Genomic DNA, 11,893 nt, shown 5'->3' with positions numbered 1-11,893 from the left:
ATCATGTACCCGGTGCGGCCATCGCCGTCGGTCACGCTGCCGACCTGTGCTGCGGTACGTATCCGGACCGGCCACCTGCCGGCGGGAGGAGACGGTCCGCTCGCGGTGGTGGAAGGCGTTCTGCTGCCGCGGTCGAACGCACTTGCCGATGAGCATCAAGCACGAACGCGATCACCCGGGATGGTCGCGGTGCCGTTGGTGCGGGAGATCGCGGGTGTGCTGGCGCCGCCGGTGCCGTCGCCCGATGGCGCCGAGGACAGTATCTCCCCGTCAGAGGAGTGATCCAGGTACGCTGCCGAAAGGGGTAGCGGGGGGCCTAATATGCTGCGCCCAGACTGTCGACAGCGAGGGGGGCACTGTGTCACAGACGCGTTCGGGAGACACGGTGTTCACGAAATCCACTCGCAGTGGTGCAAATGGACACTGTGTCGAGATCGCCCGCGGCTCGGATGCGGTCACGGTCCGGGACTCGAAGAATCCCGTTTCGGTTCTGCGCTTCTCCCACGAGTCCTGGCGCGCCCTGATAGCTGCGATCCGCGCCGACCGGCTCGGCTAGCACCACGTTGGTTGGTGGTGAACCGCGCTAGGCGGTCTTCTGGTCCAGGTACTGGAGCAGGTCGTGGGCAGCGAGCTCGACATCCTTGTGGTGCCACTCCGACGCGCGGTACACGCACGCGATCAGCCCCGTGCGATGGATGCGACGCAGGTCGCCGTACACGAACGCGTACCGGGCCTTCGTCTCGTCGGTGGCACCGTCGGTCAGGCCGAGGTGCCACTCGGCGTACTCGTCCCACGAATGGTTCTTCAGGTACGCGTTCTGCGCCTCGGCGTTGGGCTGCACGTCACCCCAGTCGCTCTTCAACACGTACTGCCGGGCGTCGATCAGGCGCCGCGCCTTGGCCACAGCGGCCTCGTTGAGGTGATACTTCGCCATTCTGCCCGGTTACCCGCCGCGAGCCGGTGGGTAACCGGGCAGCTCGATCTACAGCCGGGCGATCACGACGTCGTCGATCGCGGCCTCCACGAGGCTCGCGGTCGAGGCGTCAGCGGCTTCCACGACGATCCGTACCGTCTGGCCGGCGAAGGCCGAAATGTCCACACTGGACGATGCCCACGCCGCGGCGCGGTTCGACGCGGCTCCGGTGACCGTCAGCACCGTCGTCGACGTCGTGCCGACGACGCGCACCCGCAGGAGGTCGGCGCTCGTCGCGTTGTTCAGGTGCGCCAGGTAGTACTGGAACGTCAGGCGCAGCGTCGCACCCGACGGGAGGGCGATCGTCGGGCTCTGCGCCGTGGTCGTGCCGCCGTCGAGGTCGTTCGCGCCGGCCGAGGCTCCGGCCGCGGCGCCCGTCACCAGGGCATTGACCCCGCTCACCGTGGCGTCGAGCTGCGTGGTGACGCCGCTCGACGACGTACCGGCGGGGTTGCCGCGCTCCCACGCGCCGGTGGTGGCGGTGTCGGTGCCGGCGGGGTTCACGGTCCAGCCGGTGGCCGTCTCGAAGGTGTCCGACCAGAGCGTCGTCCCGGTCGGTGGCACCTCGCTGAGCGTCCACACGGCGTGGGCGATCGCGTCGGCGTTGCGGTCCAGGGCCGTGTCGTTGATGTTCGACGTGGTGTCGCAGGACCGGTGGTAGCAGACGTCGAACGCCTGCCCCGCCGTGCCGCCCCAGCGCGAGGCCTGCGAGCTCGACTTCGTGCCCTCGGCACCGGTGAACGTGCCGCCGGCCGGGATGCCGACCGCGATGAAGGGACCGTAGTCGGAGCGGCCGTCGAAGTCGGTGTCGTCCATCGTGATGCCGTACGACGTGAACTTCGCCCGGATGACCTGTTCGATCTGCGTCGATCCGGCGGGTCCGGGACCCGCGCCGGTGCCGGCCGAGTTGTCGCCGTCGTACACGAAGTAGCCGGCGTTCGGCGAGCCGACCATGTCGAAGTTCAGGTAGCCCTTGATCTTCGTGCGTTCGCTCGACGGCAGGTTGTTGACGTAGAACTGCGACCCGCGCAGACCCAGCTCCTCGGCGCCCCACCAGCCGAACCGCAGATGCTTGCCGGGCTGGTAGCCGGTGGACGCAACGGCTTTCGCCACCTCGAGGATGGCCGCCGAGCCGGATCCGTTGTCGTTGATGCCGGGACCCGCCGTGACGCTGTCGAGGTGCGCACCGGTCATCAGCACCTGGTTCGGGTCGCCGCCGGGCCAGTCGGCGATCAGGTTGTAGCCCGTGGCCCCGTTGTAGGTGAAGGACTGGATGACCGTGCTGTAGCCCACGGCGTCCAACTGGCCCTTGATGTAGTTGACCGACGCGAGGTAACCGGGCCGGCCGTGCGCGCGGTTGCCGCCGTTGGCGGTCGCGATGCTCTGCAACTGCGTGAGGTGCGCTTTGACCGCGGTGAGCGAGATGTCAGGTGGCGCGGCGTATGCCGGGGATGCCGCGACGACGGTGGTCGTCGCGACCGCCAGACCGACGGCGGCCAGGAGTCTGGGAAGCTTCATGGAACCTCCTCAATGCACGGGGTGCGCGTACGGTATCCGCGCGCGCACCCCTTGAGGAAGGTTCCGAGTAGGTCATCCCATCGATATGCGTAATGTGCCGCTGACTTCGAGCCACGCCGACTCGGGTCCGCGCACCAGCCGCAGCACCACGTGCTCGCAGCCGGGGCAGCGCGCCACCAGTCCGGGCGCGTTCGGCCCGCCGTAGACCCGCAGTGCGGCCACCACGTTCCGCTGCCGGCAGTTCGTGCACGGCGCCACCGCGGTGCTCACGTCGACCGCGAAGATCTCGGCCAGCGCGCCCAGCATGTCGTTGCCGTCGAGGTGATCGGCCATCATCCGAACCTTTCGGTCTTGACCCGTCGGGGATCGTGGCCGAGGGCCACCAGCATGTCGGCCACGGTCTCGACGAAACCCGTTGGCCCGCAGACGAAGCAGGTCGGGTTGAGGTCGGGCGGCCAGCCGTGGGTGTTCACGTCGGCGAGGGAGATCCGTCTCCGCACCGGTTCGCGGGTGTACACATAGGACACATCGAGCCCGAAATCGTCGCGGGCGCGCGTGCGCAGCTCGTCTCCGTAGATGGTCTCCTTCGGCGAGCGCGCCGAATAGATCAGGCGGAACGGGGTGCGGCTGCCCGCGGCCTTGCGCGCCCGGACCATCGCCATCAGCGGTACGATCCCCGATCCGCCCGCGACCAGCAGCACCGGTTCGGTCTGCGCCGGTCGCCACACGAACCAGCCGCCGACCGGGCCCCTGATCTCCACCGCGTCGCCCGGCGTGAACGTCTGCGTGAGGTAGTCGCTCACCTCACCGTCGTCGACGTGCTGCACGGTGATCTCGACGCGGTCGCCGTCGGCCGGTGCGGCGAGCGAGTAGCTGCGCTGCGCGCGGTAGCCGTCGGGTGCGGTGAGTCGCACGTCGATGTGCTGGCCCGCGTCGTGGCCGGGCCAGTCGGGAACGTTCAGCACGAGCGTCCGCGCGGTGTCAGTTTCGCGGTGGACCGACACCAGCGTGCCGATCCGCCACGTGATCCTGGCTCTCAATCGCCCTGGTACCTCTGCTCGCGCCACGGGTCGCCGTACTCGTGGTAGCCGACGGTTTCCCAGAAGCCGAGGTCCTCCTCGAACGACAGCCGGATGCCGCGGACCCACTTCGCCGATTTCCAGAAGTACAGATGCGGGACCAGCAGCCGCGCCGGGCCGCCGTGCTCGGGGGCCAGCGGCTCGCCGTCGAACTCCCATGTGATCCACGCGCGGTGCTCGAGCAGGTCGTCGAGCGGGAGGTTCGTGGTGTAGCCGCCGTAGGAGTAGGCCAACGCGTAGTCGGCGGCGGTGTCGATGTCCTCGAAGAACGTGTCGAGCGGGACGCCGCGCCAGGTCGTTCCCAGCTTGGACCATTTGGTGACGCAGTGGATGTCGGTGGTGATCTCCTCGTTGGTGAGGTTCATCAGGTCCGACCACGACCACCGGTGGGCCTGCCCGGCCTCGGTGGTGATCGTGAACTCCCACTCGCTGGTGCTCACGCGGGGCGTGGGCCCCGCGGACAGCACCGGGAAGTCGTGTGTGAGGTACTGGCCCGGAGGGAGTCGGGTGTCGGCCGACCTGCGCCGCCCCGAGAACCCCGGCGAAACGATGTTCACGGTTGTAGTTCCTATCACGCCGGTTGACCTCAACCTCTGTTGAGCTTGCATCGTTTTTGTCGTAGCCGACTGATAGGACGTTGTCATGAGCATGGAGATGGCCGCGTGGAACTCGCTCTACAGCGCGATGACGGCGCAGGAGGAGAAACGTCCGTTCTCCCGCGCCACGCTGAAGCGCATCGCGTCGTTCGCGCGGCCGCACCGGCGTCACCTCGTGCTGTTCCTCCTGCTCAGCGTCGTCGGCGCGCTGCTGGCCGTGGCCACGCCCGTGCTCGCCGGCCGGGTGGTCGACGAGATCGTCGGTGGCGCGTCCAGCGACACCGTCATCCTTCTCGCGTCGGTCATCGCGGTGATCGCGGTCGCCGAGGCCGCCGGCAGCATCGCCACCCGGTGGCTGTCGGCGACCATCGGTGAAGGGCTGATCCTCGACCTGCGCACCACGGTCTTCGACCATGTGCAGCGCATGCCGGTGGCGTTCTTCACACGCACGCGCACGGGTGCGTTGGTCAGCCGGCTCAACAACGACGTGATCGGCGCGCAGCGGGCGTTCAGCGACACGTTGAGCGGCGTCGTCGGCAACCTCGTGATGCTCACGCTCACGCTGGCGGTCATGCTGCGCATCTCGTGGCAGATCACGCTGCTCGCGCTGGTGCTGCTGCCGGTGTTCGTGCTGCCGGCGCGGCGCATGGGGTCGCGGCTGGCCCGGCTCGAGCGCGAGGCGGCCGACCACAACGCCACCATGGGCACGCAGATGACCGAGCGGTTCTCGGCGCCCGGCGCCACGCTGGTCAAGCTGTACGGCCGGCCGGCGCAGGAGTCCGCGGAGTTCGCGGCGCGTGCCCGGCGGGTCCGCGACATCGGGGTGCGCACCGCGATGGTTCAGTGGATCTTCATCACCGCGTTGACCCTGGTGTCGGCGCTGGCGCTCGCGCTCGTCTACGGGCTGGGCGGCTGGTTCGCGCTGCGCGGTCAGCTCGACGCCGGGTCCGTGGTGGCCCTGGCGCTGCTGCTCACCCGGCTGTACGCGCCGCTCACCGCGTTGGCGAGCGCCCGGGTCGAGGTGATGAGCGCGCTGGTCAGCTTCGACCGGGTCTTCGAGATCCTCGACCTCAAGCCGCTCATCGAGGAGCGGCCCGACGCGGGTGCGGTGCCCGACGAGCCCGTGTCGATCGAGTTCGACGACGTCTCCTTCAGCTACCCGGCGGCCGACAAGGTGTCCCTGGCCTCGCTGGAGGAGGTCGCCGTCCTCGACGGGCGGGGCGGCGCTCCGGTGCTGCACGACGTGTCGTTCCGGGTCGACCCGGGTCAGCTGGTGGCGCTGGTCGGCTCGTCCGGCGCGGGCAAGTCGACGATCGCGTCCCTGGTGCCGAGGCTCTACGACGCGGAGGCCGGTGCGGTCCGCCTGGCCGGCGTCGACGTGCGCGATCTCACGGGCGACTCGATCCGCGCCACGCTGGGCATGGTCACCCAGGACGGCCACCTGTTCCACGAGTCGGTGCGCTACAACCTGCTGTTCGCCCGTCCCGACGCCACCGACGACGAGCTGTGGCATGCACTACGCCGGGCGAGGCTCGACACGCTGATCAAGTCCCTCCCCGACGGCCTCGACACCGTGGTGGGCGAACGCGGCTACCGCCTCTCGGGCGGCGAGCGCCAACGCCTGACGATCGCCCGACTGCTGCTGGCCAGGCCGAAGGTCGTAATCCTCGACGAGGCCACCGCCCACCTCGACTCGACCTCCGAGGCGGCTGTCCAGGCAGCCCTGGGCGAAGCCCTGTCGGGACGCACGGCCCTGGTGATCGCCCACCGCCTGTCCACCGTGCGGGCGGCCGACCAGATCCTCGTCATCGAGGACGGCCGCATACTCGAACGCGGCACCCACGCCGACCTCCTGGCGAGGGGCGGTCGGTACGAGGAGCTCTACCGCACCCAGTTCGAACAACCGGTCCCGGTCACCACAACCGCCTGACCCGCCACAACCCCGCCCTGGGGCGGGTGGTCGAACGCGTGACCCCACGCTGCCGGCCTGCCGCCCAGGGGTCGCCGTCACTACAACCTGGCCACGGCCGGATTAGCGCACAGACCGTGACCCACGCAGTTGATCGAGGAAGATCCGGCCGGTTCCAGCCATCCCTTTCTTCCTCGATCATCTCTACCCGCGAACCGTGAGTAAGCGCCCACACCACGCCCCCGTGCTACCGGGCCGCCGACCTCACTACCGCGGCATGTCGGCACTTCCCGCGGCACTTCCCCGGAACTGCGGCCGGCGCCAGAGGCGGCCAACTCGAAGCCCAGGGCCGGGCCGTTGCTCGATTGCGTTGGTCGATTGCGGTTGCTCGGCCGCCAGAGGCATTTCGGAGTCAGGGTCCTTCCGGCTGCTGCTTCGGCGTCTCGGCATCCCCAGGGCCGGCGATCTTGGATACTTCCACACCGCATACGGTGCACAGAAGTCCAAGATCGGAGCTTGTTGGCCGGCCGGTGGGTGGACACAGGGTCACGGGTCCGATTACCGCCAACCGCGTGCCCGGGGATGGGTCGTGGTCTCGCCAACCCGTGACGAATGGCATTCCGCGGCCACGCGATCCGTCATCGGTAACTCGTGGCGCCTCGTCCCATGACGCCCGGATGCACAGGCCCAGGTCGTCGGCGTTCCACGCCCCACGGTCGTTGATCGGTGATCCCGCGCCGTGCCGGGGCCAGCACAATCAGCGCCAGATCGGCTCCGGCTCGGGCGGCGCAGCCTTCGCCTTGCCGTTGGGGCTCGCGGAACCGTTGGGGCTGGCGGGCCCGGTGCGGGTGGTCGTGGCACGCCGAGCCGGACGCCCCCGCGTGGCGCGTGCAGCAACGGCCCGTCCGAGGGCGAACGCGTTCGCGACCGCGGCGGCGTGACGGTCGCACAACTCGATCTCTCGGGTGGCGCCCTCCGGGCCGGTGATCACCCACGTATGGGCGGGCTCCTTCCCGCACCGGTCGCATTCCCGCACTTCAACTACTTTCATGGCCATGATCGCCAGGCTATCCGCTCGGCGGTCGGTTTCACCCGGAGCCTCGATCTTGGGCACCGCAAGCCGTCGAGACGATCTGGTTCGCAAATCGGGCCAATGCACAATACTCGTCACCGGATCGAGGCCAGGTCGTGATGGCCCGATGCCACGGTGTTGAACATGAGCGAGACAGGGTCCTCCGGCGCGCGGCGAAGACCGTGGCTGGCGCATCCGCTCGCGGTCGTGGCCCTGGCGGTGTTCTTCCTCGCTCCGGTCGCCCTGCTCGGGGTCGACGCGGCCAGCGACAAGCGGTACCCCGAGGCGGTCTCGGTGGTGGAGTGGCGGGCCCAGATCGTCGCCGCCGAGAGCGGGTCCGGCGCCGGCCGGGCCCAGTGGCGCATCAGTGCCGACGGCGGCCTCACCTGGCGGCCGACCAGCCGCGACGAGCTCGGACTCACCGAAGACGTCGTCCTGCCCACCCAGGCCTGTGCGCCCGACCAGCCAAGCCACTGCTACCGGATCGTCCCCGGCCACCTGCGCGTCGAGGAGTCACTCAACGGCGGCCACTCCTGGTGGATCGCCTGGTCGGTGCCCGACGACGAGCGGCGCCGTCTCGCCCGCTGCTACGAGAACCTCGGCGAACCGGCCGAGCACCTGGCGTCGCGGGCGCTGGCGGTGGTCGCCGTCGACGGTGGTCACTCGGTGGTCGTCGCCAACGGCCGGGACGGGTACGCGGTGCGCGCCCCCGACGGCACCTGGACCCGCACCGGCTTCGGCACCACCATCGACCCGTCCGGCCGGGCCCGGAGCAAGGTCAGGCCGGCACCGCCGATCGAGGAGCAGTCGGCCCGCGACGCCGCACCGCAGATGGTCGCCGGGCTGCTGGCCGGCCTCGCCGTGATGGCGGTCGCCGGGTCGGCGGCGGCATGGCGGGTCGTCCGATGGTCGGTCGGTGGCGCCGCCGCCCTGCTCGGCATCGGTGGACTGCTCGCCCTCGCCGGCGGCTTCGGCTGGCGGGACACCAACGCCACCCTGCCCGTGCTGGTCCTGGTGCTGGGGCTGGCGGCCGCGCTGGTGGGCGCGTCCGGCGTCCTCACGATCGCGGCCCTGCGGCGGGCGGCCCGCACGGTGCCGGTGGTGTTCGCGGCGGCGATCGGCGTCGCGGTCGCCGGGGCCGACGCGAGCCTGTTCGCGGCGTGGGCCGACGGCGCGGTCGGCTACCGGACCGCCGCGTTCGCCGCCCAGGCGCTCGCCGTGATCGGCCTGGTCGCGGCGGTCGCGCTGGTCACCCACCGGCGCCCGCTCGCGGAGACCCGCACAGCCCGCGACCAGGCTCCCGACACAGCCCGCGACACAGCCCGCGACACAGCCCGCGACGAGGCCGGCGGCGCGGAGCCCTACGCCGACCGGTAGGCCGCGCCCGCCTCCGTCGGGGTGCCGTTGTCCCGGTACAGCCCCGTGCCGGCGCCCCGCGTCGACGGCAGCGCGAACCACGCGTACCGCTCCACGAACGACAGGTTGCCCAGCATCGCCGTCGAGGCGCGGACGAACGCGGCCTGCTCCGCCCCGCTGGGGAACTTCGGGCTGCCGGAGAAGTTGATCAGGGAGTACTCGGTGAGCCAGATCGGCAGCCGGTACCGCTGGTACACCGCCTGCAGGTAGCCGCGCAAATGGCCGGTCGCCGCGTCGGCCCGGAAGTCGCTGCCGTACCAGTGCAGGGCGATGAAGTCGACGCGGTAGCCGCGCGCACGCGCACCGGACATGAACCGGTCGAGCCAGCCCCCGGCCTTGTCGCCGCCGAAGGCGACCACGGGGCTACCCAGCCGCATGCCGGTGTCCTCCAGGCGCGGCCACAGGTCGAGGGCCTGCTCGACCGACATGTTGGCCTGCTCGCCGAGGTCGGGCTCGTTGAAGCCGAGAAGCACGTTGCCGTCCTGTCGGGCCTGGGCCAGGTTGCCGTCGGTCACCGACGACGCGCCCCAGATCATCGGGACGAACTCGACGGTCGCCGGGCCGGGCGTGCTCTCGCGCCGCGGCGACCAGTTGTAGTACCAGGACGCCCGCACGTCGGCGAGGGCGGCGCGGTTGCCGCTCCACTCGTACGTGCTCACGCCCTTCTTGCCGCCCATCCGGCTGCCGCGCGGCGAACTGGACGGGGAGCCGGCCGAAGCCGGCGCGCTCGCACCGACGGACACCGACGGGCTGGCCGACACCGCACCGAGCCCGGCGACCGCCGGTGGTGCACCGGGCGCCTCGGCCGGCGCCGCGCCGGAGCCGACCTCGGCGGTGCGGGCCGGCTCACCGGCGCGTGAGCGCACCGCGAGAACGGCCGAGACGGCACCCAGGAGAAGGACCAGGGCCAGCAGGACGGTGCGGCGGCGGGCCCACGAGTTGGCGGCTGTTGGCATCGATCACACACTGTGCCAATTGATCAGCCGGAACGCCAGGTGCCTAAAGCTGAACCTCACCCGAGACACAGGTGACCGTGCCGCCGCCGACCCAGATGGTGCCGTCGTCGTCGCGGCTGATGTGGGCCCGGCCGGCCCGGCCGAGCACCGTCCCCTGGCTCGCCACGTACGGGGCCGACACGCGTCCGTCGCCCAGCATCCACTGGGCCACCGACGCGTTCAGGCTGCCGGTCACCGGGTCCTCCCGCATCTCGGCGCCGACCGGGAAGAACGCCCGCACCTCGTACGCCGACGGCGACCCGGGCGGGTACGGGCCGACCAGCCCGATGTCCTGGTCGATGAACGAGGGCCGCACGGCGAGCACCTCCTCGGCGCTACCCAGCTGGACGGCGAGCCACCCCGGCCCGTTGTCGACCCACGCCGAGTCGACCACCGCTGACGGCGAAACGCCCAGCGCGGCGACCACGTCGGCCAGCAGCTCATCCGACACCGGCCCCGACCGCACCAGCGGCGGAGCCGCGAACGCGAGCACCTCGCCCCGCCGGATCTTCACCAGGCCGGCGCCGCACTGCTGCACCACCTGCTCACCGGCCGGAGTGCCGCCGCGGGCCAGCCACGCGTGGCAGGAGCCGAGCGTCGGATGCCCGGCGAACGGCAGTTCGGCCGCCGGCGTGAAGATCCGCAGGAGGTAGTCGGCGCCGGGCTCGGTGGGCGGCAGCAGGAACGTCGTCTCGGAGAGGTTCGTCCACTGCGCGACGCGCTGCATGTCGTCGGTCGACAGGCCGGTGGCGTCGTGGACCACGGCAACCGGGTTGCCCCGGTACGGCGTGTCGGTGAAGACGTCTACGAACGTGATCGGTCGCGGCACGCGGAGAAGTCTGACACGGCCGGAGCGGGCCCGAGCCCGCGCGAAGGCCACCGGGCGCGAACTGGCTCACCGGTGCAGCGCGGCACCCTTCAGAACCTTGTCGACGGCGTTGCGTTGCCCGTGCACGGCCAGCCCGACGAGGTCGAGCTTGTCGCGCGGCACCGCCCGCACCGCCGCCCGGTTGTCGACGTCGTTGCCGGTCGCGAACAGCTCCGACGTGAAGATCGACATCATCATTCCCCGGCCCAGGGCCCGCTGGTGGGCCAGGGTCAGCACCTCCGGGGACCCTTCGAAGACCAGCACCGGCTGCCCGAACATCGGCAGGTAGCGGGTGTCGTCGGCGTCGAGGTAGGGCTCGCCGAGGAGCGACGGCGAGGCGATGCCGCTCACCAGGAAGGCGGTCACGTTCAGCCGCTGCCAGGTGGCCAGGTCGTCCCGGAGCAGCACGGCGATCTTGGTATCGAAGCGCGTCACGGAAAAGAGCGTGCTCCCGCCGGTCCACGATGGTCTTGTACGTTCTGAGCGTGAGCCCCGTGACGGCCTGGCGCCCAGCGGTGGCCGGGATCAGCGAGGTGCTGCACGCCCGGTACGTCGACCACGCGTACCCCATGCACACGCACGACGCGTGGGCCCTCCTGATCGTCGACGACGGCGCTATCAGGTATGACCTGGACAAATCGGGTAACCACCACGGCGCGGTCGAGACCGCCGTGACGCTGCTGCCACCCGGCGTGGCGCACGACGGTCGGTCGGCCACCCCGCACGGGTTCCGCAAGCGGGTGCTGTACCTGGAGCCGTCGGTGCTCGACCCGGCCCTGGCCGGAGCGGCCGTCGACACGCCCACGCTGCGCGACGGGACGCTGCGTACCCGCGTGTCGGCGCTGCACGCGGCGCTGGCGCACCCCGCCGACACGTTCGAGGCCGAGAGCCGGTTGGCGTTCGTCGGCGAGCGGCTGCGGTCGCACCTTCGGCGGGCGCCCGCCGGGGTCGAGGCCGCCCGCGGCCTGGCCGCCGCGTTCCGTGACCTGTTGGACGAGCGAACGGTGACCGGCGTGAGCCTGGCCGAAGCCGCCACCGTGCTGCACGCCCACCCGACGCACCTGGTCCGCGCGTTCCGCCGGGCGTACGGCCTGCCCCCGCACGCGTACCTGACCGGCCGCCGCGTCGAGCGTGCCCGCGCCCTGCTGCTCGCCGGCATGCGCCCGGCCGAGGCCGCCACGGCTGTGGGCTTCTACGACCAGTCACACCTGACCCGGCACTTCCGCCGTTTCCTGGCGACCCCGCCGGCAGCCTACGGCCGCTCCGCGGCCGCCGCGCCGTTGTCGAGGATGCACGCCGATCTTGCAGTTGTGGCCGCCTCTATTTGCGGAAATGTCATGTTTTGAGGGCGGCCACAAGTGCAAGATCGGGACACGGCATCTCTGGGACCCGACAGAGCACCACTAGCGTCCCGAGTCGTTGATTCGTACGCAGTCATGGGTGTCACCGTGCGTTAGGGCGCTCTGC

The 11,893-nt window shown here is 70.8% G+C and carries 14 protein-coding genes; 5 read left to right on the top strand and 9 right to left on the bottom strand.

Annotated features, from left to right (window positions below; genetic code table 11):
- Nucleotides 1–3: 3 nt before the first annotated feature.
- Together Voc01_RS04385 and Voc01_RS04380 are read left to right on the top strand one after the other, a co-directional pair.
- Nucleotides 4–282 (top strand): hypothetical protein, encoded by a 279-nt coding sequence (locus tag Voc01_RS04385; protein ID WP_203925979.1) that lies wholly within the window; start codon nt 4–6, stop codon nt 280–282.
- Nucleotides 245–556 (top strand): DUF397 domain-containing protein, encoded by a 312-nt coding sequence (locus Voc01_RS04380; RefSeq protein ID WP_203925950.1) that lies wholly within the window; start codon nt 245–247, stop codon nt 554–556. The genes Voc01_RS04385 and Voc01_RS04380 overlap by 38 nt, the downstream gene beginning before the upstream one ends.
- A 27-nt stretch (nt 557–583) precedes the next feature.
- On the opposite strand, the gene Voc01_RS04375 is transcribed toward Voc01_RS04380, so the two are convergent.
- The 5 genes from Voc01_RS04375 to Voc01_RS52795 all read right to left on the bottom strand — a co-directional run bounded on the left by Voc01_RS04375 (nt 584) and on the right by Voc01_RS52795 (nt 4,127).
- Nucleotides 584–934: a hypothetical protein gene (locus tag Voc01_RS04375; protein WP_203925949.1), complete on the bottom strand. Its 351-nt coding sequence runs from the start codon at nt 932–934 to the stop codon at nt 584–586.
- Between the two features lie 48 nt (nt 935–982).
- Nucleotides 983–2,491: a M28 family metallopeptidase gene (locus Voc01_RS04370; RefSeq protein ID WP_203925948.1), complete on the bottom strand. Its 1,509-nt coding sequence runs from the start codon at nt 2,489–2,491 to the stop codon at nt 983–985.
- A gap of 72 nt (nt 2,492–2,563) precedes the next feature.
- Nucleotides 2,564–2,824: a DUF6510 family protein gene (locus Voc01_RS04365; RefSeq protein WP_239159942.1), complete on the bottom strand. Its 261-nt coding sequence runs from the start codon at nt 2,822–2,824 to the stop codon at nt 2,564–2,566.
- The gene (locus Voc01_RS04360) at nt 2,824–3,531 is read right to left on the bottom strand and encodes a ferredoxin reductase (protein WP_239159941.1); all 708 of its coding nucleotides are present in this window, start codon (nt 3,529–3,531) and stop codon (nt 2,824–2,826) included. The genes Voc01_RS04365 and Voc01_RS04360 overlap by 1 nt, the downstream gene beginning before the upstream one ends.
- Nucleotides 3,528–4,127, bottom strand: a complete 600-nt coding sequence (locus Voc01_RS52795; protein ID WP_239159940.1) for a sulfite oxidase-like oxidoreductase — start codon at nt 4,125–4,127, stop codon at nt 3,528–3,530. The genes Voc01_RS04360 and Voc01_RS52795 overlap by 4 nt, the downstream gene beginning before the upstream one ends.
- Before the next feature lie 85 nt (nt 4,128–4,212).
- On the opposite strand from Voc01_RS52795, the gene Voc01_RS04355 reads away from it, so the two are divergent.
- The gene (locus tag Voc01_RS04355) at nt 4,213–6,096 is read left to right on the top strand and encodes an ABC transporter ATP-binding protein (protein ID WP_203925945.1); all 1,884 of its coding nucleotides are present in this window, start codon (nt 4,213–4,215) and stop codon (nt 6,094–6,096) included.
- A gap of 736 nt (nt 6,097–6,832) precedes the next feature.
- On the opposite strand, the gene Voc01_RS04350 is transcribed toward Voc01_RS04355, so the two are convergent.
- Entirely contained in the window at nt 6,833–7,189 is a 357-nt protein-coding gene (locus Voc01_RS04350; RefSeq protein ID WP_203925944.1) for a hypothetical protein, read from the bottom strand.
- Nucleotides 7,190–7,291: 102 nt separating this feature from the next.
- Here Voc01_RS04350 and Voc01_RS04345 point away from each other — a divergent pair, with 102 nt between their 5' ends.
- Nucleotides 7,292–8,524, top strand: coding sequence for a hypothetical protein (locus Voc01_RS04345; protein ID WP_203925943.1), 1,233 nt, complete (start codon nt 7,292–7,294; stop codon nt 8,522–8,524).
- Here Voc01_RS04345 and Voc01_RS04340 read toward each other — a convergent pair.
- The 3 genes from Voc01_RS04340 to Voc01_RS04330 form a co-directional block, all read right to left on the bottom strand.
- On the bottom strand, nt 8,509–9,519 hold the full coding sequence (locus Voc01_RS04340; protein WP_203925942.1) for a glycoside hydrolase family protein: 1,011 nt from the start codon (nt 9,517–9,519) through the stop codon (nt 8,509–8,511). The genes Voc01_RS04345 and Voc01_RS04340 overlap by 16 nt on opposite strands.
- Before the next feature lie 43 nt (nt 9,520–9,562).
- Nucleotides 9,563–10,387 (bottom strand): PhzF family phenazine biosynthesis protein, encoded by an 825-nt coding sequence (locus tag Voc01_RS04335; RefSeq protein ID WP_203925941.1) that lies wholly within the window; start codon nt 10,385–10,387, stop codon nt 9,563–9,565.
- A 66-nt stretch (nt 10,388–10,453) separates the two neighbouring features.
- Entirely contained in the window at nt 10,454–10,861 is a 408-nt protein-coding gene (locus tag Voc01_RS04330) for a DUF2000 domain-containing protein (protein WP_203925940.1), read from the bottom strand.
- A 50-nt stretch (nt 10,862–10,911) separates the two neighbouring features.
- On the opposite strand from Voc01_RS04330, the gene Voc01_RS04325 reads away from it, so the two are divergent.
- Complete coding sequence (locus Voc01_RS04325; RefSeq protein WP_239159939.1) at nt 10,912–11,772, top strand: AraC family transcriptional regulator; 861 nt, start codon at nt 10,912–10,914, stop codon at nt 11,770–11,772.
- Nucleotides 11,773–11,893: the final 121 nt, after the last annotated feature.

Source organism: Virgisporangium ochraceum (assembly GCF_016863655.1).
Taxonomy (GTDB): domain Bacteria; phylum Actinomycetota; class Actinomycetes; order Mycobacteriales; family Micromonosporaceae; genus Virgisporangium; species Virgisporangium ochraceum.
This window is presented reverse-complemented; position numbering and strand designations above follow the sequence as displayed.

Bases quoted from the DNA above. Each gene is read 5' to 3' on its own strand.
- Voc01_RS04385 (WP_203925979.1), top strand. From the start codon at position 4: ATGTACCCGGTGCGGCCATCGCCGTCGGTCACGCTGCCGACCTGTGCT.
- Voc01_RS04380 (WP_203925950.1), top strand. From the start codon at position 245: ATGGCGCCGAGGACAGTATCTCCCCGTCAGAGGAGTGATCCAGGTACG.
- Voc01_RS04375 (WP_203925949.1), bottom strand. From the start codon at position 934: ATGGCGAAGTATCACCTCAACGAGGCCGCTGTGGCCAAGGCGCGGCGC.
- Voc01_RS04370 (WP_203925948.1), bottom strand. From the start codon at position 2,491: ATGAAGCTTCCCAGACTCCTGGCCGCCGTCGGTCTGGCGGTCGCGACG.
- Voc01_RS04365 (WP_239159942.1), bottom strand. From the start codon at position 2,824: ATGGCCGATCACCTCGACGGCAACGACATGCTGGGCGCGCTGGCCGAG.
- Voc01_RS04355 (WP_203925945.1), top strand. From the start codon at position 4,213: ATGAGCATGGAGATGGCCGCGTGGAACTCGCTCTACAGCGCGATGACG.
- Voc01_RS04345 (WP_203925943.1), top strand. From the start codon at position 7,292: ATGAGCGAGACAGGGTCCTCCGGCGCGCGGCGAAGACCGTGGCTGGCG.
- Voc01_RS04340 (WP_203925942.1), bottom strand. From the start codon at position 9,519: ATGCCAACAGCCGCCAACTCGTGGGCCCGCCGCCGCACCGTCCTGCTG.